This window comes from Actinomadura madurae (assembly GCF_900115095.1).
GTDB classification, from domain to species: domain Bacteria; phylum Actinomycetota; class Actinomycetes; order Streptosporangiales; family Streptosporangiaceae; genus Spirillospora; species Spirillospora madurae.
In genome coordinates this window covers 91,448-113,197 of the sequence record NZ_FOVH01000018.1, presented here as the reverse complement: position 1 = coordinate 113,197, position 21,750 = coordinate 91,448, and the positions used below count along the sequence as shown (strand labels likewise).

The window sequence follows — 21,750 nt, the reverse complement described above, 5'->3', positions numbered from 1 at the left end:
CACCGCCTCCCATCGCGGTCACCTGGCCACGGCGCGCCCGCGGGCGGCCAGGTCGGTGAGCCGCTCCACGAGCGGCTCCAGGGTCACGTTCCGCTCGAAGCGGTCGGCGTAGGAGCGGGCCTCCGCCACCTGCCGCTCGTCGAGGCCCGCGGCCGCCTTCGCCGCCGCGGCCATCGAGGCGGCGATGCCGGCCGGGTCGAGCCCGCCCGGGTTGAACCACAGCGGGTAGTCCCGCAGGAGTTCCTCGGCCGCCGACCCGGGCGTGTGGACCGACACGACGGGCCGTCCCGCCGCCATGTACTCGAAGATCTTTCCGGACGTCACGTAGCGCCCGCCCCCGTTGAGGAACACCAGCACGTCGGAGCCCTGGTAGACCCCGGCGAGCGCGGTCTTCGACACCGGGCCCCGGTAGCGCACCCCCGGCGCGAGGACCCGGTCGTCGCCCTCCTCGGCACCGTCCGCCGCGGCGGCGAACCGCTTGCGGAGCCGCCGGTCGGTGTTCTTGAAGAAGCCGAAGTACCCGTAGAAGTCCAGGACGGCGTCCGTCAGGCCGGGAAGCTCCCGGACGCGGGCGAAGCCCTCGACCAGCGCCTCGATGGGCTGCTGGTCGGTCACCGTCCCGACGTAGGCGAACCGGGGCGCCCGCTCTCCCGCCCGTGCGGCCGGGGGCGGCTCGGCGATCCGCGGGAGCGTGTCGGCGTCCCAGCCGTTCAGGACGGTCATCATGTGCCCGGCCGCCGGGGGGTGGCGCTCGGCGTGCCAGGCGCGCTGCGCGTCGTTGACGAACAGCGCCGCCGCCGCCGACCTCAGCACCCGCCGCTCCCAGCGCCACGCGGGATGCCCGTCCCCGAACCTCGGCTCCTCGGTGAACTGGTCGAGGGTCCAGGAGTCCCGGTAGTCGATGACGTAGGGGGTGCGGGTCAGCCGGTGGAACAGCCAGGCCGCGGCGAACGAGGCGAACGGGTTCCCGGTCGCGAGGACGACGTCGAACCTGCTCCGCGCGTGCATCCGCAGCGCCCGCGCGACACCGGCCCGCGCCCAGGACGCGTAGTGCTCGGGGAAGACGTGCTTCTGGCCCCACGTGTACAGCGACTGGGCGAGCTGAGGGAACGCCCCGCGGAACCCGCTGTACTCGCGCAGGTCCGTCTGCCAGGCGAACCGGTTCAGCTCCGGCCGCACCAGCGTGATCCGCGGGTCGACGGTCGCCAGCAGCTCGTCGTCGACGGAGTCGAGCGTGCCGTACAGGAACGCCAGGGGCGCCGCGAAGACGGTCACGTCCCAGCCCAGCTCGGTCAGCCGGTTGGCGGTCGCCCGCGGGCGGTACACCCCGCTGGCGCGGGACGGCGGGAAGTAGAAGGCGAGATACAGCAGGCGCGGACGGTGTCCGGTCATTGGCTCATCCTCTGGCGGAACGGGCCGGGGGCACCTCGTGGTCGATGGCGTAGGCGGGGCGCGCTCCCGCGTCCGCGATGACGTCCACCAGCTCGGAGACGGTCACCATGGACTGCGGGTCCGCGACGACGACCAGGTCGATGGACCGGCCGCGCAGCAGCTCGCGGCGGACGACCCGCCGCCGGACCGCGACGGGGTCGCGCCGGTAGAAGCGGAGCAGCCGGCGGTCGACGGGGCCGGCGACGCGGCGGCGGTACGCGGAGTCGAGCCGCCGGCGCACCCCGCGCAGCGGCCCCGGAAGGCACGCGCGCAGCAGCAGCCGCGGGATCCGGTACAGCAGGATCCGCGCCGCGGCGGGACGGTAGCGGCGTTCGAGCTCGGGCAGCTCGACGGTGTCGACACCGTCCGCGAGCGGATCCCGCGCCCACGCGGACGGCTTGCGGACGAGCACGGTGGCGCTTCCGCCGTCCGCGACGACCCGCGCCGACTCCCTGGCGACCGCGGGCCGGCGGGTGGCCCCGAGCGCCACGAACAGCACGTTCACGCGTCTCCCCCCTTGCCGGCGTCCCCCGTGCCGGCCTCCCGGAACCAGTGCCGGTGGTGCGCCTCGGCGACCGTGCGGTACCCGAAGCGCTCGTCCAGGACCGCGCGGGCCTTCGCGAGGTCGAGGCCGTCCGGGAAGCGGTCGCGCAGCCTGCGGAACCCCGCGACGATCGACTCCGGATCCTCCTCGACCTCGATCATTTCCCCGGCGGCGCTCTCTATTCCCGCGAGTGTCCGTTCCGGGCCGCCGCACCGGGTGACGAGCACCGGCAGCCCCGCCGCCACCGCCTCGATGACCGACACTCCGAAGGTCTCCCACCGGGCCGCGTGGACGAGGAGATCGTGCTCCCGCATGAGCCGCACGGCCTCGTCCGGGGCGACCTCGCCGAGGAACGACACCGCGTGGCCGACCCCGAGCTCGTCCGCCCGCTCCGCGAGCCGGCCTGCCAGCCCGCCCGCACCGGCGACGGTCAGCGTCAGCCCGGGGTCCTCGGCGTGGCACGCGGCGAACGCCTCCACCAGCAGGCCGACCCCCTTGCGCTCGACGAGCGTGCCGACGTACAGCCAGCGGCGCAGCCCGGTCACGGGACGCGGCCGGGACTCCGCGAACGAGATCGGGTTGGAGATCATCTCGATCTTGCCGGCGAGCGCCGGGAAGGCCTCGGCGAGCCTGTCCCGCAGCACGTCGGTCACCACGAAGAAGCCGGTGCACCGTTCCAGGACCTGCTCGTACAGCTCCAGCGAGTCCGGCTGGGCGAGGACCTTGTCGAGGAAGGACGCGTGCTCGGTGACGAACACGCGGGCGTCCGGGCGCGCGTTCTCCAGGGCGGTCCAGCCGCCGCGCAACCCCACGTGCGCGTGGACGACGGGTGCCGGGATCGGCTCGCCGCCCAGGGCCTCGCGCAGCCAGGACGCGTGCTCCCGGGCGAGATCGGCGAACGTGTAGTCCGGCACCGTCGGGACCGGCACGCGCAGCAGCCGGGCGCCCGCGACGGCCGGTGCGGGGTGCAGCGCGACCGGCAGCAGCCGCCGGTGCGCCTCCCGCGCCGCCTCCACCTCCTCCCGCGGCCGGTTCATCAGCCACGCCTCGGTGTGGTAGACGGTGACCTCGCCGCAGCCCGGCGCCGTCGCCTCGACCATCGCCTGGACGAAGGACCCCGCCCACACCTGCGTCGGGTTGGGATACCAGGGGGTGACGACGGCGACGTCCCGGTCCCCCGCTCGGCCGGCCGTCATCGGCCGTCGTTCAGCAGCCGGGTGTAGACCCCGTCGAGGATCTCGGCCTGCGCCTCCCACATCCACCCGCGGAGCAGGTCGGGCCGGTCGTCGTACACGGCCCGGTACCGCCGCGGATCGGCGAGCACCGTCTCGACCGCCCGCACGTAGTCGGCGAGGTCCTCGGCGTGGAAGACCTCGCCCTGCCCGGTGGACTTCACCATGTCGCCCATCGCCTGCACGTCGCTGACGACGATCGGCAGCCGCGCGTGCGAGTACTCGAAGAACTTGGTGATCAGCGCGATCTCGTGGTTCGGCCAGTGGTGGATCGGGATGACGCCGATGTCGGCCGCCGCCAGGAACGGGACGACCTGGTCGAACGGCACGTACGGCAGCGTGTGGACCCGGTCGGCGACGTCCAGCTCCTTGGCGCGGGCGAGCAGGCCCCGGACGTAGTCCGACCGCGCCGAGGAGACGACCAGCGCGACGTGCAGCCGGGGCAGCCGCGGCAGCGCCTCGATCATGATGTCCAGGCCCCGCTGCACGGCGGCGCTGCCGCTGTAGACGGCGATCGGGGTGTCAGGGCCGACGCCGCACAGCTCCCGCATGTCCGGGACGGGGTCACCGGTGGAGGGCTCGCCGCCGGTCAGCGGGGCGTTCAGCACGACCGTCGGCCGGTGCCGCAGGCCGTGACGCTCGACGAGCCGGTCGCCCAGGGCCTCCGAGACGGTCATGACCGCGTCGGCCGTCCCGGCGTACTCGCGCTCGTACGCGCACACGGCGGGGTGCCAGCGCGGCTCGACCGCCCAGGGCCGGATGCCCGGCAGGAACTCGTGGGCGTCCCACACGAGCTTCGTCCTCCGGCCCTTGGCGCGCGCCCGCCGCACGGCGCGCGCGCCGACGCCGAGCATCCGGAAGTCGTTGGCGTGGACGATGTCGGGCTCCAGCCGATCGATGACCTTCCCGTAGGCGCTGTCCCAGTCCCACAGGTTGCGGTCGAGGACGCGCCACGCGCGGTCGCCGAGGAGCGTCAGCCAGAACTTGATCGCCAGCCGCTCCACGGGAGAACGCGGGTCCCTGCGGGCCTCGGCGAGCGCGTCGGTCCGCCGGACGCGCAGCGCCACCCAGCGCGACTGGGCCTTCGCCGCGACGCGCCGCGCCAGCAGCCACCCCTTGCGCACCGGCCCGCCGGACCCGGGCGCGAGGCGCGTGGCGGCGAGGTCGGCCCGCCGGGACTGGACGAGCCGGCGCCGGTAGTCCGCCACGTCGGGGTGCGCGTACGCGAGCGGCCGGCGGAGCGTGGCCCGCAGGGCGCCGTGCCTCTTCCTCCGTTGCAGCGTGTGCTGGAGCGGCAGGAGCCGGACGCGGGCGCCGCCGAGCGTCCAGGAGCGGCCCTTCTTCGCCGAGGTGCAGCCGAGGAGGTGCACCTCCCAGCCCGCCTCGGCGGCCGACGTCGCCGCCTTCTGCACCCGGGAGTCGCGCACCACATCGTTGTCGACGAGCATGACGACGCGGCCGCGCGGCTTCTCCGGCGCGCTCTCGCCTTCGGTCTGCATGCGCTCTTCTCCGTTCTGTCTGGCCGGGGTCATCCGGCGTCGAGGGCCGGGGACCCGGCGGGCCGAGACGTGCCGGTGCCGCGCGCGGGGCCGCCGATGACGACGTGCTCCACGCCGGGCCAGCGGGCGGGGTCGGTGATGCGGCGGCCGTCCACGAGCGCCTTGACGCCGGGCAGGTCGGACGCGCCCAGCTCGCGGTAGGCGGCGTGGTCGGCCTGGACGATCGCGGCGGTCACCGGCTCACCCCGGTACGGGGGAAGCCCCAGGGCCACCAGCTCGTCCGCCGAGTACAGCGGGTCGGACACGTACGGGACGGCGCCGCGGGCTCTGAGCGCCTCGACCGTCGGGAAGACGCCGGAGAACGCCGTCTCCTTGACGCCGCCGCGATACGCCGCGCCCAGCACCAGGACCTCGGCGCCGGTGAGGTCGCCGTAGGCGCCGGCCAGCAGGCCGACGGCGTACTCGGGCATGTCCAGGTTGGCGTCCCGGGCGGCGCGGACGACGGTCGCGGACGGGTCGTTCCACAGGTACAGCCGCGGATACACCGGGATGCAGTGGCCGCCGACGGCGATGCCGGGCTGGTGGATGTGGCTGTACGGCTGGGTGTTGCAGGCCTCGATGACCTTGGTGACGTCCACCCCGACGCTGCCGGCGTAGCGGGCGAACTGGTTGGCGAGGCCGATGTTGACGTCGCGGTAGGTGGTCTCGGCGAGCTTGGCGAGCTCGGCCGCCTCCGCGGAGCCGAGGTCCCAGACGCCGTTGGGCCGGTCCAGGTCGGGCCGGTCGTCGAAGTCGAGCACCTGCTCGTAGAACGCGACGCCGTGCCGGGCGGACGCCTCGTCGATGCCGCCGACCAGCTTCGGGTAGCGGCGCAGGTCGGCGAACACCCGGCCGGTGAGCACGCGTTCCGGGCTGAACACCAGGTGGAAGTCCTCGCCGGCGGTGAGGCCGGACCCCTCCGCCAGTATCGGCGCCCAGCGGTTCCGGGTGGTGCCGACGGGCAGCGTCGTCTCGTAGCTGACGAGCGTCCCCGGGCGCATGCCCTCGGCGATCGACCGGGTCGCCGCGTCCATCCAGCCGAAGTCGGGGGTGCCCGTCCCGTCCACGAAGAGGGGGACGACCACGACGACCGCCTCGGCGCCGGCGACCGCCGCCGCCGTGTCGGTCGTCGCCGTCAGCAGCCCGGCCCGGACCGCCTCGCCGAGGTGGACGCCGAGGTCCGCCTCGCCGGGGAACGGCTCGCGGCCGGCGTTGACGTCGGCGACGACGCGTTCGTCCACGTCGGCGCCGATCACCCGGTGTCCCTTGCGGGCGAACTGCACCGCCAGCGGGAGACCGATCTTGCCGAGCGCGACCACGCAGATCCGCATGTGCTACCTACCTCCAGAGGACGCCGCACGCCGGACCCGCGCGGCGACGGCGCGGGCCGGGCGGACCGGACGGGTGTCGAGCACCGTGCCGTGCCGGGTGTCGCCGGTCACCGACAGCCGGTGCGGTCTGGCCCGGTGCCAGACCAGCCCGCCGACCGGCCCCGGCAGGTCCGCGGGGACGGCGGCGTCGTGCGTCTCGCCGGACGCGCGGAGGAGCAGCCGCAGGTCGTGCCGCACCGGTCCGGGTTCGACGAGCAGCGCCACCGGGATCCGCGCGGTCAGGTGGAGCCCGTCCTCGCGGGGTTCGCGGGTGACGACGGCCTCGTCCAGGTGGACGCGTTCCCGGCCGCCGCGCGGGGCCAGCGCCAGCCCGGCGACCGCGGGGTCCGCGGCGTCGGGGCCGGTGAACGGAGTCCGCACGGTGAGCTCGACGAGGTCGCCGTCCCGCCGGGCGCGGACGGTGCGCAGTTCCTGAGACAGCCGCTTGCGCATGCCCTTGGTGATCTCGTAGAGCTCGTCCGGGAGGCCGAGATCGGGGTCCTCGAAGCCCTGGTAGGCGAGGTAGGTCCGGCCGTTCTTGAGGGCGATCGGGTAAGCGTGCCCGTCCCGTCCCGCCCGGATGGCCTCGCACAGCAGATCCGCCTCGCCGAGCTGGGCGAGCCGCAGCCTGGCCCGGCGGACGATCGGCAGCGTGAAGAGGACGTCGTCGCTCACGTACTCCTCGACGAGCCGCCCGACGCGCGCGCAGACGTCGCGCCGGGCCTCGCGGTCGAGGTCGAGGAACCCCTCTCGCGTCGGCATCGTCAGCTCCCACCGGGTGTGGCGCTTCAGGATCGCGTCCCGCCGCGGGCCGGGTTCGAGCAGGCCGGCGACGACGCCGAACAGGCTCTCCGCGCATTCGAGCCTGGTGCGGACGTCGACGGCGCCCTGGGTGATGTTGCCGCCGTCCTCGCGCAGCACCGCGTAGTAGCAGGTGTAGTCGGCCAGGACGGAGATCCGCCGGGCGCGCACGCACGCTTCCAGCGTGAACGGCTGGTCGCTGCCGATCCGCATGTGCTCGGGGAAGCGCAGCTTGTGCCGTTCCACGAGGTCGCGGCGGAAGAGCTTGCAGTTCGACAGCACCCACGGGAGCACCGAGTCGTACAGGTCGATCTCGGGACGGTTCTCCGCGAACAGCTCCGGGCGCCGCACCGCCCGGCCGTTGACGCCCTCCATCTTGCCGACGAGGACGTCCGAGCCCCACTCGTCCGCCGCCGCCACCATGCGCTCCAGCGCCTCGGTGCCGAGATGGTCGTCGGCGCCGACGAAGTAGACGTAGCGGCCGGAGGCCACGTCCAGGGCGCGGTTGCTGGGGGCCGCCGGGCCGCCGGAGTTCGGCTGCCGCAGCACCGTGAAGACGTCCGGGTACTCCTCCGCGAACCGGTCCAGCTCGGCGCCGCCGCCGTCGGTGGAGCCATCGTCGACCGCCACGACCTCCATCCGCTCGGGGCCGATCGTCTGCTCGGCCAGCGACTTCAGGCACTCGGTCAGGTACGGCATCGTGTTGTAGACCGCGACGATCACCGTCACATCGGGCGCGGCGTCATTGTGGGGGGACGACCCCCCACGCTCCCCGGTTGAGGCCTGACCGTCTTCTTCCACTCCGCTGGCGCTCCGCTCCGGAAGCCGGTCAGACGGCACCTGCCACCTCCTGCGGCTCCTGGGGTTCCTGGGGCTCCTGCTGCTGCGCGACCTGCTCCTGCGCGACCTGCGCGGGGAGCGAGACCGTCCTGCCGAGCTTGGCCGACTCCAGGACGGCGGCCGACACCTCGACCGTCCGCAGGCCCTGCCGCAGCGTCACGACGTGGCCGTCGCCGCCCGCGCGGAACGCGTCGCGGAAGCGTTCGTGCTCGATCAGCAGCGGCTCGCGTTTGGGGATCGCGTACCGGATCATGTCTCCCTCGGAGACGCCGCGGAACGCCCGCAGCGCCTCCCACTCGGTGCTCATCTCACCGTTGGCGTAGAACGTCAGGTCGGCGGTGAGCGTGTCGGCGACGAAGCAGCCGCGGTCGCCGGTGACGACCGTCGTGCGCTCCTTGAGCGGGCTCAGCCAGTTCACCAGGTGGCTGACCATGGAGCCGTCGGCGAGCCGCCCGATGGCCGCGACCATGTCCTCGTGCGGACGTCCGCTGCGCGCGACCGTGTGCGCGGAGATCGTCACGTAGTCCTGGCCGGTCACCCACGCGGTCAGGTCGATGTCGTGGGTGGCGAGGTCCTTGACCACGCCGACGTCGGAGATCCGGTGCGGGAAGGGCCCCTGGCGGCGGGTGACGACCTGGAACACCTCGCCGAGCTCGCCCGCCTCCAGCCGGGTCCGCATGCTCTGCAGCGCCGGGTTGAAGCGCTCGATGTGCCCGACGCCCGCGACCAGGCCGCGCGACTCGAACGCCGTGACCAGCCGTTCGGCGGCCTCCACCGACTCCGCGAGGGGCTTTTCGATGAGCGCGCCCGCGCCGGCCTCGGCCAGCGCCAGCCCCACCTCCCCGTGCAGCGCGGTCGGGCAGGCGACCACCGCGTAGTCGATCCCGACCTCCATGAGCTCGGCGACCGACTCCAGCAGCGGGACGCCGTGCGGGACCCGGTCCGGCCGTCCCGCCGGGTCGACGACGCCGACGAGGTCCACGCCCTCCAGCCCGGTGAGGATGCGGGCGTGGTTGCGTCCCATCACGCCGAACCCGACGATGCCGGCGCGGAGCGGGGCGCTCACAGCGCGGCCCCGGTCTCGTCGACGGCCGCTGTCTCGTCGACGGCGTCGGCGACGCGGGCGAGCTGCTCGCCGGTGAGCGCCGGATGCACGGGGAGCGACAGCACCTCCGCGGCGGCTCGCTCGGTCTCGGGCAGGTCCCAGCGCGGGTCCGGCCGCCCGTCCTTCAGGTACGGGGCCAGCCGGTGGACGGGCGTCGGGTAGTAGACGGCGTGGCCGATCCGGCGTGCGTCCAGGTGCCGCCGGACGGCGTCGCGGTCGCGGACCCGGACGGTGTACTGGTGGTAGACGTGCCGGGCCCCGGGCGCGACCGGCGGCGTGACCGCGGCGGTGATCTTCGCGTCCAGCAGGGCGGCGTTGGCGCGGCGCCGCTCGGTCCAGTCCGCCAGCCGCTTGAGCTGCTCGCGGCCGATGGCGGCGGCGACGTCGGTGAGCCGCATGTTCGCGCCGACGATCTCGTTGGCGTACCGCTGCTCCATGCCCTGGTTGCGCAGCAGCCGCAGCGTCCGGGCGGTCGCGGCGTCGGCCGTGGTGACCATGCCGCCTTCGAGGGAGTGCATGTTCTTGGTCGGGTAGAAGCTGAAGCAGCCGGCCGTGCCCATCGCCCCGGCCGGGACCGCGCCGAGGGCGGCGCCGTGCGCCTGGCAGGCGTCCTCCACGACGGCGAGGCCGTGCCGCTCCGCGAGCGGCCCGATGCGGTCCATCGCCGCCGGGTGCCCGTACAGGTGCACCGGCATGATCGCCGCGGTGCGCGGGCCGACCGCGGCCGCGACGGCGTCCGGGTCGGCGCAGAACGAGCCCGGCTCGATGTCGGCGAAGACCGGCTCGGCGCCGGCCAGGCGGACCGCGTTCGCGCTGGCCGCGAACGTGAACGACGGGACGATCACCTCGTCGCCGGGGCCGATCCCGAGCGCGAGCAGGCTGAGCTGCAGCGCGGACGTCCCCGAGTTGACGGCCACGCAGTGCCGTCCCGCGACGATCGCGGAGAACTCCTCCTCGAACGCCGCGACCTCCGGCCCCTGCACGACCCGGCCGCTGCGCAGGACGCGCACCGCGGCCTCGATCTCCGCCTCTCCGATATGCGGACTCGCCGCGAGGACGGCCCCCTCCGATTCCACGGGCATGCACACGCTCCCCAGACATGACGATATGAACGTGCGGCTTCCTCGCGGGGGAACGGAGCGCCACCATTTGGGCACAATTGGCGGAAGCCAGAGCCAAGCCCGCGAATTCCAGCCAGGCCGGACATCCGCGAGCCGGTTTTTTGATCTTAACCCGGCACCCGCCCGCCGATCCAATGGCCGGGCGATCCGGCCCGGATTCACCCGATTTAATGGCGGGTATGCGCGAAGAGGATGTACGGACCTGCCTGCGCGTCCTTGCCGAACTTTCCGAACTCGCGGACGAACCGGACGGGCATCCCGATCTGGAGCGGGTGCGGGCGGCGGCGGGCGCGTTCGTCAAACGCACCCGCGAGAGGGAGCGGGCGGCCGCCCGGCGGAGGCGCGCGGAGGCGGACGCGCGGGTGCTGGCCGGGACGGCGACCGGCGACGCCGGCCGCGAGGAGGGCGTCCCGGTGGAGCCGCCGCGGGCGGCCGCCCGGCCGCGGACCCCCCTCAACGGGCTGGTCAGCTGCTACGTGTGCAAGGCGAACTTCCGGGAGGCGGACGCCTTCTACCACCGGCTGTGCCCGCCCTGCGCGGACGAGCACCACCGGTGCCGCGGCGCCCGCGCCGACCTCGCCGGGCGCCGCGCGATCGTCACGGGCGGCCGGGTGAAGGCGGGCTTCGAGCTCGTGCTGAAGCTGCTGCGGGACGGCGCCGCGGTCACCGCCCTCACCCGGTTCCCGGCCGACGCGCGCCGCCGGTTCTCCGAGGTGCCGGACCGCGAGGAATGGCAGGACCGGCTCACCGTCACCGGAATGGACCTGCGCGACATTCCGGGTCTGGTCCGCTGGTGCGACGGCCTGGTCGCGGAGGGTGAGCCTCTCGACATCCTCGTGAACCACGCCGCGCAGACGCTCCGCCACCCGCCGGAGTCGTACGCGAAGCTGCTGGCGGGCGAGGGCGCCGCCGCCCTGCCGGGCCCGGCCACGCTGCCGGGCCCGGCCACGCTGCCGGGCTCGGGGACACTGCCGGGCTCGGGGACACTGCCAGGCTCGGGGACACTGCCGGTCGCGACGCGCGACGGGACGGTGGACGTGGCGGGCCTGCTCCCCGACCCGTCCACGGACAACTCCTGGACCCGGCTGGTGCACGAGGTCGATCCGGTCGAGCTGCTGGAGGTGCAGCTCATCAACGTGACGGCGCCGTTCCTTCTGCTGGGGCGCCTGCGCCCGCTGCTGGAGCGGTCCGCGCACCCGCGCCGGTACGTGGTGAACGTGTCGGCCGTCGAGGGGCAGTTCGACCGCGTCTACAAGGGCGCCGAGCACCCCCACACCAACATGGCGAAGGCGTCGCTGAACATGCTGACCCGCACGGTGGCGTCCGAGCTGGCCGAGCACGGCGTGTACGTGACCAGCGTCGACCCGGGCTGGTTCACCGACCAGCAGCCGACCGCGGACCGGGCGCGCCGCGCCGCCGCCGGGTTCCGCCCGCCGCTGGACGTGGTGGACGCCGCCGCCCGCGTCTACGACCCGATCGTGCGCGGGGAGCGCGACGGCGACCCGCCGTACGGCTGCCTGCTGAAGGACTACCGCGTGGTCAGCTGGTGACGGCGCCGGCGGTCGCGATCAGTTCGGGCAGCGCCCCGGCGAACCCTTCGCCCAGCAGCTTCAGGGCCACCCGCCACGCGTCCGGGCGCCCGCCGAGATGCCGGTCGACGTGCTCGGCCAGGCGGCGCAGGACGCGCGGGTCGGGGAAGGCGCCGTCGGCCGGGGCGAGCAGCCTGTCCACCTCGGCGACGGAGAGCACCAGATCGGCGGTGGGGTCCTCCACCTCGCGCAGCACCCGGGCCGCGTAGGTGCCGTAGATCGGCTCGGGATCCCAGTGCCGCCGCGTCCCCGGCTCCCGCAGGCGCCTCGCGCGCCCGTCGCCGGTCTCGTCGACGAACAGCGGGGCGAGCGGGACGTCCCCGTCCAGGCCGAGCCTCGCCCGGATCCGCGCCGTGCCGCGCAGGCCGGGCAGCCACAGCGACTCCGCGACGTCCGCCAGCGCCTCCTCGGGGACGGTCGCCACCACGAACTCGGCGGTCAGCGTCCCGGCGACCAGGCCGTTCCCGGCGACCTTCACCAGTACGTCCGAGCCCGGACGCGTCTCCTGGCCGCACAGGTCGGCGAGCAGTACCGGCGACGGGTCGCAGATGAGCGCGGCGAGGTCCGGGTGATCGGCGACCACCGTCCGCTGCAGTTCGAGCGGAGTATCGGTACGTTTCGCCATGAACCGGGCGGCGCGGCGGGGGATCGGCCCCTCCTTCGCCCGCCGGCGCCGCTCGTCCGCCAGGACGTCGTCCCAGCCGACGCGCGGGACGCCGGGATGGCGGCGGTGCACCACCGTGCGGACGAGCGGCCGGCCGCGCCACGGCTCGCACCCGGCCGCGTCGGCGATCTCGGCGACCGACCGCAGGAACTCGGCCTTGCGAGCCTGGTCGGAGAGGTCGCGCAGCCGCCACTCCCCCTGCCCCGACTCCAGCGCCGCCTGCGCGTACGCCAGCACGCTCGGCAGCGACCCGTCCGGCCCCCACTGGAACGCGGGCAGCCGTCCCTGCTCGACGAGCTGCCTGATCTCGTGGCCGCGATGCGCGTCGAGGAGGGTCCGGCACGCCTGGACGGCGCCGTGCGGGTCGGCGCCCGCGCCGAGGAACCACAGCGCCGTCCCGGCCATGTCTGGGTCGGCCGAGTACAGCATCGCGTGGTCGAGCGCACCCGACCCGCCCAGCCCGGACAGGAGGTCCTGCCGCGTCGCGGCGGGCAGCGGGCGCGGCGTGGCGCCGTCCCGGCGCGAGGTCTGGTGGGCGAGCTGGCGCCGCAGGTTCCGCGGGACGCCGCCGAGCGCGGTCACGGCGTCCAGCAGGGTCGCGTTGACCTCCGGGGCGTCCAGGTCGAGCAGCCGGCCGAGCAGGGACGGCGGGTCGCCGGCCCGCAGCGCGTGCTGGACGAGCAGATCCAGGTCGCCGGGCCCGCCGCGCCGCAGCAGCGCCTCCAGCACGACCCGGTTCGCCATACCGTGACTGCGCGCGGCCAGCCGGACGTGCTCGTCCGGCAGCATCCCGATCAGCACGTCCATCTCGGCGGGCGTCGCGAAGCGCAGCAGCCCGGCCGTGCAGCCGACGATGTTCTCGGCGCGGATCGTCTTCCAGCCGTAGCGATGGGGGGCCATGGACCGTCACCGTAGCGGCCGGGAACGTCCGGCGGGAGCCGGCCGGCGAAGCCGGGCCGGCTCCCGCCGGAGAACGGAGGCGGCCCCGTCCCGGGGGCGTGAGGGGGACGGGGCCGCGGCCGCGCGGGACCGGGCGACGGTCGCCCGCGCGGCGAGCCGTGTCCCGTCCGGCGTACGGGGGTGGGGGCCCTGCTCGGCCGCCGGGGACGGGAACGACTCGGCTTCGGAGGATCAGTGCTTCGACGCCGCCTCGGCGCCCGCTCCGGTCAGGGAGCGGACCTCGATCTCGGCGTACTTCTCGTTGTTGTACTCCTTGCTGAGGACGGTCCCGAGCCAGCCGGCCAGGAAGCCGACCGGGATCGAGATGATCCCGGGGTTGCTGAGCGGGAACCAGCTGAAGTCGGAGTCGGTGAACAGGGCCTTCTCGTCACCCGACACGACCGGCGAGAAGGCGACCAGGAAGATCGCCGAGCCGAGCCCGCCGTAGATGGCCGCGACCGCGCCGGAGGTGTTGAACCGCTTCCAGAACAGGCTGTAGAGGATCGCGGGCAGGTTGCCGGACGCGGCGACCGCGAAAGCGAGGGCGACGAGGAACGCGACGTTGAGCCGCTGCGCGTAGATCCCGAGGACGATCGAGACCGCTCCGATGACGAAGGCGGAGATGCGGGCGACGCGGACCTCGTCCCGCTCCGTGGCCTTGCCCTTGCGGAACACGTGCGCGTACAGGTCGTGCGAGAACGACGAGGACGAGGCGAGGGTGAGGCCCGCCACGACCGCGAGGATCGTCGCGAACGCGACCGCCGCGATGACCGCGAGCAGGATCGTCCCGCCCGCGTCGCCGAAGACGATCTCGCCGATGCGTTCCGCGAGCTGCGGCGCCGCGGTGTTGCCGGCCGGGTTGACCGCGGCGATCTCCTTGGACCCGACGAGCGCCGCGGCGCCGAACCCGAGCACCAGCGTGAGCAGGTAGAACGTGCCGATGATGCCGATGCCCCACAGCACGGACTTGCGGGCGTCGCGGGCGGTCGGGACGGTGTAGAAGCGGATCAGGATGTGCGGCAGCCCGGCGGTGCCGAGCACGAGCGCGAGGCCCAGGCTGATCAGGTCGAGCTTGCCGGTCAGCCCCGAGTCCTCGGTGGCGTAGCGCAGGCCGGGCTCCAGGAACGCGCCGCCCTTGCCGCTCTGGTCGGCGGCGTCGTTCAGCAGGTCGTTCAGGTTGAACCCGGAGTGGCCGAGCACCAGCAGCGTGATCAGCGTGGCGCCGGTCATCAGCAGGACGGCCTTGACGATCTGCACCCAGGTGGTGCCCTTCATCCCGCCGAACACCACGTACACGATCATCAGCACGCCGACCAGCGCGATCGTCGCGCCCTTGGCGAAGTCGCTGGTGAAGCCGAACAGCAGCGCCACCAGGGCGCCCGCGCCGACCATCTGCGCCAGCAGGTAGAAGATCGACACGATGATGGTGGACACCCCGGCGGCGGTGCGGACGGGCCGCGGGCTCATCCGGAACGCCAGCACGTCCGCCATCGTGAACCGGCCGGAGTTCCGCAGCAGCTCGGCGACCAGGAGCAGCGCGACGAGCCAGGCGACGAGGAACCCGATCGAGTAGAGGAAGCCGTCATAGCCGTAAAGGGCGATCAGCCCGGCGATGCCGAGGAAGGACGCGGCGGACATGTAGTCGCCGCCGATGGCGAGGCCGTTCTGCGCGCCGGAGAACGTCCGCCCGCCGGCGTAGAAGTCGGTGGCGGTCTTGGTGTTCCGGCTCGCCCACACGGTGATCGCGAGAGTGGCCGCCACGAACACCAGGAAGAGGATGATCGACAGTGTCTCGTTGCTCATCGGGCGTCCTCCGCGCTTCCGGCAGTCGCGTCGGTGGCCGGCGCCGCCTCGGCCTCGATGTCCTTGCGGATCTTGTCGGCGACCGGGTCGAGGCTGCGCTCGGCGTGCCGCGCGTACCAGTACGCGATGGCGAACGTCGAGACGAACTGGAGCAGCCCGAAGACGAGGGCGACGTTGATGGAGCCGACCAGTTTGTGGCCCATGAAGTCGCGCGCCCACCCCGACAGGACGACGTACAGCAGGTACCAGCTGAGGAACGCCGCGGTCATGGGGAATGCGAATCTGCGGAATCTGCGCCGGAGCTCCTGGAACTCCGAGGTGCCCTGGAACCGTTCATAGACGGTGCCGGAGGCGCTCTTATCGACGGACACGAGGGCCCTCCTGTGTTGTGACGCCGGTCACGCGCCACGCTAAAGATCCAGCTGGGGGCGGGCGAGGGGTCAGCGCCGGGGCTGCGTTCAGCTGCCGTTCACCGTCGACGGCCTGCCGCGCACGTCGGTGAACGGTCGATCTGGCGCGATGAACGGTCAGACCCGCCGCGGGCGCCACGTGCCCCGGTCGACGCTCAGCGACTCCGGAGTGTGCAGGCGCACCATCATGCGCGCGACACCGGGCGGCACGCGGCCCTGCGTGCACAGCGACACGACGATCATGACGGCGAACGCGACGGGGACCGTCCAGGCGGCCGGCTGGGCGAGGAGCGCGCCGAGCAGACCGGACGGCGGCCCGGCCGCGATCGTCACGACGACCGCGGTGCCCGCGAGCGCGCCGCCGGCGGCGAGCCCGGCGAGCGCGCCCGGCACGGTGAGCCGCCGCCACCAGACGCCGAGCACGAGCAGCGGGCAGAACGTGGACGCGGCGACGGCGAACGCCAGCCCCACCACGTCCGCGACGGCGAGGGACCGGGCCGCGATCGCCAGGCACAGCGGGACGACGAGCGCCAGCAGCGTCCCGACCCGGAACGAGCGCACCCCGCCGCGCAGGATGTCCTGCGCCAGGACCCCCGCCACGGACACCGTGATCCCGGACGACGTGGACAGGAACGCCGCGACGGCGCCGCCCGTCACGAGCGCGCCCAGCAGGTCGCCGCCGACCCCGCCGATGAGCCGTCCGGGCAGGGTCAGCACGACGGCGTCCGCCCGCCCCGTCATCAGCAGCTCGGGGGTGTACAGGCGTCCGAGCACCCCGTACACGGCCGGGAGCAGGTAGAACGCGCCGAGCAGCGACAGCACCATCACGGTCGTGCGCCGCGCCGCCCGCCCGTTCGGGTTGGTGTAGAAGCGGACGAGCACGTGCGGCAGCCCCATCGTCCCGAGGAACGTGGCGAGGATCAGCGAGTACGTGGCGTAGAGGGAGTGGTCGCGGCTGTCCAGCGGCTGGGCCCATTCCCGGTCGGTGCTCACCGGCCGTCCGGTCACGTGCGGGACGTCGGCGCCGGCCGGGAAGGTGACGGACGCGTCCTGCTGGAACCGGTGCTCCCCCGGGTCGAGCCGCACGGCCGTGCCGGAGTAGGGCCGCCCGTCGACCTGCCCGTCCACGACCACCTCGACGGGGGCCCTGACGTTCACGGTGACCGCCATGCCGACGGCGACGGTCGTCCGCTCGTTGAACCGCGGCGGGGTGTCCGACGAGAGGCCGGGCGCGCCGTCGTACCTCCACGCCAGCAGCAGGAACACCAGCGGGACGGCCAGCGCGGTCAGCTTCATCCAGTACTGGAACGCCTGGACGAGCGTGACGCTCCGCATCCCGCCCGACAGCACGTTGCCGGCGACGACGACCGCGACGAGCACGCCGCCCGTCCACACCGGCGCGCCCGTGACCGTCCGCAGCACGAGCCCGGCGCTCTGGAACTGCGGCAGCAGGTAGAGCCAGCTGATCAGCACGACCAGGACGCTCGCGACGCGGCGCACCGCCATGGACTCCAGCCGCGCCTCGGCGAAGTCCGGCAGCGTGTAGGCGCCCGAGCGGCGCAGCGGCGCCGAGACCAGCACGAGCAGGACCAGGTAGCCGCCCGTCCAGCCGACGGGCAGCCACAGCATGTCGGCGCCGTAGGCGAGGATCAGCCCGGCGATGCCGAGGAACGAGGCCGCCGACAGGTACTCGCCGCCGATCGCGGACGCGTTCCGCAGCGGCGTCACCGTCCGGGACGCGACGTAGAAGTCGGACGTCGTCCGGGAGATCCGCACCCCGAGCACGCCGATGAGCACGGTCGCGACGACGACCAGCACGACGCCCGCCATGCCGTACGCGGCACTCATGGCCGTTTCTCTGCGCGGTCGACGAGATCGGCGAAGTCGTCCTCGTTGCGCTCGGCCTGCCGCACGTACCACCAGCCGCAGCCGACGAACCACGGGTAGATCAGCCCGCCGAGCAGCACCCACGGCAGCGGCAGCCCGAGCACCTCCTGCGCCCGCGCCGCCGGGACCAGCGCGAACAGCAGCGGCAGCCCGAACACGACGGCGGCCAGCATCAGGCACAGCCACGTCGCGAGCCGAAGCTGGGTGCGCACCAGCGACCGCATGTACGCCTCACCGAGGCCGGTCTGCTCGTCGATCTCGCGGGTGACCGGGTAGCGGGGGCGGCGGACGGTCCGGGTCCGCGGCCCGGTGACCAGCGTCCGGCCCGGCGCCGGCCCGGCCGGGGCGCGCGGCCGCTCGTCGCCGCTCAGGGTGACCGCCTCGCCCGGCGGACGAGCAGGTCGCGCAGCTCGCGCACGTGCCGGCGGGCGACCGGCAGCTCGGTGTCGCCGACGACGATCGTGCAGCGGCCCGAGTCCAGCCGCAGCTCCTTGATCGCCGACAGCGCGACGAGATGGCTGCGGTGCACCCGGACGAACCCGGCGCCGCTCCACCGCTCGCCGAGCGCCGCCAGCGGGATCCGCACCAGATGGCTGCCGCCGGACGTGTGCAGCCGCGCGTAGTCGCCCTGCGCCTCCACGTACAGCACCTCGGCCGGGTTCACGAACCGGGTCACCCCGCCGAGCTCGACGGGCATCGGCTCCGGCTCGGACGGGGCCCGCGCCTCCTCGGCGGGATCTCCCGACTCCTCGAACACCTCGGTCACCCGGCGGATCGCGACGGCCAGCCGCTCCGGCCGGACCGGTTTGAGGATGTAGTCGGCCGCCTTGATCTCGAACGCGTCGACCGCGTGCTCCTCGTACGCGGTCACGTAGACGATCTGCGGGGCGCGGGCGAACTGGGCGAGGACGCGGCCGAGCACGGTGCCGTCCAGGCCCGGCATCCGGATGTCGAGGAAGACGGCGGCGATGGGGCGCCCGTCCGCGAGGGCCCGGTCGAGCTTGCGCAGCGCGGCGGCGCCGTCCCGGGCCGTGTGGATCTCCCCGATGCGCGGGTCGGCGCGCAGGAGGTGGACGAGGTCGTCCAGCGCGGGCGCCTCGTCATCCACCGCCAGGACACGCAGCCCCACAGCACCGTCCTCCCCGTAGCGTCCGCCACATTCCATGCAACGAACGGGCGGGAGTCAAGAGGCCGTCACACCCGGCCGGTACTTCGGAACGCGGACGGTCACCTTCGTCCCCGCGCCGGGCCCGGTCTCCACGGCCAGCCCGTACTCGTCGCCGTACACCTGCCGCAGCCGGTCGTCGACGTTGGCGAGCCCGATCCCGGCGGTGTCGGCGTCGCCCGCGGGCGCCCGCCGCTCCCCCGCGAGGAGCCGCCGGACGTCCTCGGGGTCCATGCCGATCCCGTCGTCCTCCACGCTGATCACGCAGTCGGCCCCGGCGTCCTCCGCCACGATCGTGATGAGGCCGGGCTCCGACCTGTCCTGCAGCCCGTGCCGGACGGCGTTCTCCACGAGCGGCTGGAGACACAGGAACGGGACGGCGACCGGCAGCACCTCGGGCGCGATCCGCAGCGTCACCCGGAGCTCCTCACCGAACCTCGCCCGCTGCAGCAGCAGGTACCGGTCGATGGACCGCAGCTCCTCGGCCAGCGTCGTGAAGTCCCCGTGGCGCCGGAACGAGTAGCGCGTGAACCCGGCGAACTCCAGCAGCAGCTCCCGCGCCCGCTCCGGATCGGACCGGACGAAGGACGCGATCGTCGTCAGCGAGTTGTAGATGAAGTGTGGCGAGATCTGCGCCCGCAGCGCCCGCATCTCCGCCGCCATCAGCAGCGTCCGCGAGTGGTCGAGCTCGGTGAGCTCCAGCTGGGCGTCCACCCACTGCGCCACCTCCTCCGCCGCCCGGATCAGCCCGGCGGGCACCTCCTCGCCGTACGCGGCGAGCGTCCCGATCACCCGGTCGTCCGTGGCGAGCGGCACCACCACGACCCGCCGGATGGGGCAGTCGAGCCGATCGCACGTCACGTCCCGCACCTGCGTGCGCCCGTTCCCGAGCGTCGCCTCGGCATGGCCGAGCGCGCCCTCGGCATGGTGCTCGTGCTCCCCGTCCCAGGCGAGCAGCCGCTCCCCGTCGGTGATCGCGAGCGCCGGGCACCCCAGCAGCGCCCGCAGGTGCCGCGCCGCCTTCTGCGCCCCCTGCTCCGTCAACCCGGCCCGGAACGCGGGCGCGGCCCGCGACGCGGTGTGCAGCGTCTCGAACGTGGCCCGCCGCGCGGGCCCGCCGAGATCGCCGCCCCGCCCCTGCCGCCGCCACCACAGCAGAGCCGGAACCCACGTCACCACCAGCGTCGCGACAACGGCAACGACCACGTCCACGCGCCAAACCTACGCCCGCCCGAGCCTGCCTTCGATCCAGTCGACGCCGAAACCCACCACGTCGGGCGCCTCGAAGAGGTGGCCGGTGGCGGCGCCGACCGTGCCCTTACGCCCGCGCCCGGCGGCGATCATGTCGTGCGCGATGACCTCGAAGGGATCCCGATCCCCCAGGCCGTAGTCGAAGGCGCCGTTCTCGGAGTCGATGTCGTGGAAGCGCCGCCAGACGCGCTCGCCGTCCACCGTGATCGGCTGCTCGTAGTCGACGAACCGCTTACCGGGCGCCTCGGCGAGCGCTTCCGCGTGGTGCAGAAGGGTGATGGTGTCGAGCGGCGCACCCAGCATCAGGACCCGTCCGCCCATGCCGGTCAGCCGAGCCAGCGGGCTGTCGAGACCGTGCGGATCGTCCCAGGGATGGTCGTCCATCAAGGCATGGGCCTGCGGGCCGAGCGCGGCGAAACTGACGTCCGGATGGCGACTGCGCACCGCCCCCGGCCAGCGGCGCAGGGCCTCGGGCAGCCGGCCGTTACTGTGGTCGGCCTCGCTGAGCAGAGGATCGTACGCAGGGTGCTCGGCACGCAGAGCGTCCTGCCACTCCGGCGGCCACTCGACGAAGTCGTAAGGCGGGGCGTCGTTCCACCCACACGTGACCATCAACGTGCCCCGCTCACCGACCGCGTCCCGCAACGCGTTGATGACCGTCTGCGAACCACCGGCGACATACCCGAGTGCCGACATCCGGGTATGGAACATCACGACGTCGCCCTCGCCCAAGCCCAACCGGCCCAGGTCACGGGCAAGCCCCGCCCGGGTGACCGGACCACCAGATCGCTTGAGCAGCCCCACCTCATCCACACCCGCAACCTACGCGCAGCCCCCCGACCGGCCAAACGGCAGGGCGGTCTCCGGCATCACTCGACGCCGTCGCAATTCTGGGTGGTGTCGTTGTAGTTCCTCCAGTGCGCGTAATCCGTGGAGTCGTGAAGCGGTTTACCGTTGTCGAGCAGCCTGATCCTGAACAGGAAGCAGGAACCTTCGGCCAGGTTCCATGGTTGGGCCACGTTGCCATGACCCCATTCCTCATAGTCTTTCCCGCCATCGTTCAGGAGAACGTACTCTTTCTTATTCGGGTCTTTGGTGACGTTCCAGACGACGACCTCGACGCTCTTCCCGTCCGCCTGGGTGTCCGTCACCCGTACGTGGTCACCCACCGTCCAGAACTCGACCTTCCCGCCCGGGTCGCCATCGTCCGTGCGCATCTCGTAGCGCGGTCCGGGGAGGATGGAATCGGTCAACGAAGCCTTACCTGACGAAAGCGGCTCCTGCGCGTCGGCCGCCGCGCCCGTGATCGTCCAGGACATGACCGCCACGACGCCGGACGCAGCCACCAGTACCGACTTCTTCATCCGCTTCCCCTTTCCTCGGTATGCCAACCTCGGTTCTATGACCTCTCGGGTTTCTTCACCGTTTCCCCGAGAACTCAGCCATGGGGCCAGACGAAGAGAGCGGCCGACGCCACCAGCAGACCGGCCATTGCGCAGCGGTAGACGAGCCAGGTCCGCGGCGTGCGGAGAGAACGTTGGAGTGCGGCGCCGACCACCAGCCAAGGGAAACAGCAGGGCAGTGCGGTGAGCATGAACAGAACGGTGAGGGTCAGAGACCGGCTCAGGACTTCGCCGTCCTGGTTCAGGAAGGCGGCGTTGGCCGCGATGCAGATCATCCAGCCTTTGGGATTGGCCCATTGGAAGGCGGCCATGCCGAGGAAGCCGGACCAGACCCGGGTCTCCGCGTCCCCTTCCGCAGAGGTCGCGGTAGCGATACCCCAGGCCATCCAGCAGAGCAGCACTACGCCGCCCCATTTGAGGGACTCCAGCAGCCACGGGCGGTCGAGGAGCAGTCCGCCGGTTCCCAGGGTGACGGCCAGCAGCATGGCGCTCATCCCGATCACCTGCCCGAGCAGGCTCGGCATGCCCTGCCGCAGGCCGCCCTTGGCGCCGGCGGCGGCCAGGAGCACGTTGCCGGGGCCGGGCGTTCCGGTGGCCACCGCGGCGAACGTCACGAACGCGATCGTCTGGGAGACTTCCACGGCATCTCCTTTAAGA

19 protein-coding genes are annotated in these 21,750 nt (G+C 73.3%); 1 reads left to right on the top strand and 18 read right to left on the bottom strand.

The features are described 5' to 3' along the window. Nucleotides 1–18: 18 nt before the first annotated feature. The 8 genes from BM339_RS37680 to BM339_RS37645 form a co-directional block, all read right to left on the bottom strand. Entirely contained in the window at nucleotides 19–1,392 is a 1,374-nt protein-coding gene (locus BM339_RS37680) for a glycosyltransferase (protein ID WP_075023988.1), read from the bottom strand. A gap of 4 nt (nucleotides 1,393–1,396) precedes the next feature. Then, nucleotides 1,397–1,936 carry a hypothetical protein gene (locus BM339_RS37675; RefSeq protein WP_021595828.1) on the bottom strand — a complete coding sequence of 180 codons (540 nt, stop codon included), beginning with the start codon at nucleotides 1,934–1,936 and terminating at the stop codon, nucleotides 1,397–1,399. After that, entirely contained in the window at nucleotides 1,933–3,171 is a 1,239-nt protein-coding gene (locus tag BM339_RS37670) for a glycosyltransferase family 4 protein (protein ID WP_218163867.1), read from the bottom strand. The genes BM339_RS37675 and BM339_RS37670 overlap by 4 nt, the downstream gene beginning before the upstream one ends. Beyond that, complete coding sequence (locus BM339_RS37665) at nucleotides 3,168–4,706, bottom strand: glycosyltransferase family 4 protein (RefSeq protein WP_218163866.1); 1,539 nt, start codon at nucleotides 4,704–4,706, stop codon at nucleotides 3,168–3,170. The genes BM339_RS37670 and BM339_RS37665 overlap by 4 nt, the downstream gene beginning before the upstream one ends. A gap of 29 nt (nucleotides 4,707–4,735) precedes the next feature. Continuing rightward, nucleotides 4,736–6,076 carry a nucleotide sugar dehydrogenase gene (locus BM339_RS37660; RefSeq protein WP_021595831.1) on the bottom strand — a complete coding sequence of 447 codons (1,341 nt, stop codon included), beginning with the start codon at nucleotides 6,074–6,076 and terminating at the stop codon, nucleotides 4,736–4,738. Between the two features lie 3 nt (nucleotides 6,077–6,079). Continuing rightward, nucleotides 6,080–7,645, bottom strand: a complete 1,566-nt coding sequence (locus BM339_RS37655; protein ID WP_218163865.1) for a glycosyltransferase family 2 protein — start codon at nucleotides 7,643–7,645, stop codon at nucleotides 6,080–6,082. 100 nt (nucleotides 7,646–7,745) lie between these two features. Then, the gene (locus BM339_RS37650; RefSeq protein ID WP_021595833.1) at nucleotides 7,746–8,822 is read right to left on the bottom strand and encodes a Gfo/Idh/MocA family protein; all 1,077 of its coding nucleotides are present in this window, start codon (nucleotides 8,820–8,822) and stop codon (nucleotides 7,746–7,748) included. Next, nucleotides 8,819–9,943 carry a DegT/DnrJ/EryC1/StrS family aminotransferase gene (locus BM339_RS37645; RefSeq protein WP_075023987.1) on the bottom strand — a complete coding sequence of 375 codons (1,125 nt, stop codon included), beginning with the start codon at nucleotides 9,941–9,943 and terminating at the stop codon, nucleotides 8,819–8,821. Before BM339_RS37645 ends, BM339_RS37650 begins: the two co-directional genes overlap by 4 nt. A gap of 218 nt (nucleotides 9,944–10,161) precedes the next feature. Here BM339_RS37645 and BM339_RS37640 point away from each other — a divergent pair, with 218 nt between their 5' ends. After that, nucleotides 10,162–11,532, top strand: a complete 1,371-nt coding sequence (locus tag BM339_RS37640; RefSeq protein ID WP_256255683.1) for an SDR family NAD(P)-dependent oxidoreductase — start codon at nucleotides 10,162–10,164, stop codon at nucleotides 11,530–11,532. Here BM339_RS37640 and BM339_RS37635 read toward each other — a convergent pair. The 10 genes from BM339_RS37635 to BM339_RS37590 form a co-directional block, all read right to left on the bottom strand. After that, nucleotides 11,522–13,135, bottom strand: coding sequence for a hypothetical protein (locus tag BM339_RS37635; protein WP_075023985.1), 1,614 nt, complete (start codon nucleotides 13,133–13,135; stop codon nucleotides 11,522–11,524). The two genes, BM339_RS37640 and BM339_RS37635, sit on opposite strands and share 11 nt — an antisense overlap. A 231-nt stretch (nucleotides 13,136–13,366) precedes the next feature. Beyond that, nucleotides 13,367–14,977, bottom strand: a complete 1,611-nt coding sequence (locus tag BM339_RS37630) for a solute symporter family protein (RefSeq protein ID WP_021595838.1) — start codon at nucleotides 14,975–14,977, stop codon at nucleotides 13,367–13,369. Next, entirely contained in the window at nucleotides 14,974–15,348 is a 375-nt protein-coding gene (locus BM339_RS37625) for a DUF485 domain-containing protein (RefSeq protein ID WP_021595839.1), read from the bottom strand. Before BM339_RS37625 ends, BM339_RS37630 begins: the two co-directional genes overlap by 4 nt. A 156-nt stretch (nucleotides 15,349–15,504) precedes the next feature. Then, nucleotides 15,505–17,235, bottom strand: coding sequence for a sodium/solute symporter (locus BM339_RS37620; RefSeq protein WP_075023984.1), 1,731 nt, complete (start codon nucleotides 17,233–17,235; stop codon nucleotides 15,505–15,507). Beyond that, nucleotides 17,232–17,498, bottom strand: a complete 267-nt coding sequence (locus BM339_RS51960; RefSeq protein ID WP_250358497.1) for a DUF485 domain-containing protein — start codon at nucleotides 17,496–17,498, stop codon at nucleotides 17,232–17,234. Before BM339_RS51960 ends, BM339_RS37620 begins: the two co-directional genes overlap by 4 nt. A gap of 143 nt (nucleotides 17,499–17,641) precedes the next feature. Next, nucleotides 17,642–18,439, bottom strand: a complete 798-nt coding sequence (locus BM339_RS37610; RefSeq protein WP_052357277.1) for a LytR/AlgR family response regulator transcription factor — start codon at nucleotides 18,437–18,439, stop codon at nucleotides 17,642–17,644. 18 nt (nucleotides 18,440–18,457) lie between these two features. Continuing rightward, entirely contained in the window at nucleotides 18,458–19,651 is a 1,194-nt protein-coding gene (locus tag BM339_RS37605) for a sensor histidine kinase (RefSeq protein ID WP_075023983.1), read from the bottom strand. Between the two features lie 9 nt (nucleotides 19,652–19,660). Beyond that, nucleotides 19,661–20,503, bottom strand: a complete 843-nt coding sequence (gene aac(3), locus BM339_RS37600) for an aminoglycoside 3-N-acetyltransferase (protein WP_075023982.1) — start codon at nucleotides 20,501–20,503, stop codon at nucleotides 19,661–19,663. Nucleotides 20,504–20,559: 56 nt separating this feature from the next. Then, a complete protein-coding gene (locus BM339_RS37595) occupies nucleotides 20,560–21,054 on the bottom strand; it encodes a hypothetical protein (protein ID WP_075023981.1) in 495 nt (164 codons plus the stop codon). Nucleotides 21,055–21,128: 74 nt separating this feature from the next. After that, nucleotides 21,129–21,734, bottom strand: coding sequence for a LysE family translocator (locus BM339_RS37590; protein WP_075023980.1), 606 nt, complete (start codon nucleotides 21,732–21,734; stop codon nucleotides 21,129–21,131). Between the last annotated feature and the right edge of the window lie 16 nt (nucleotides 21,735–21,750).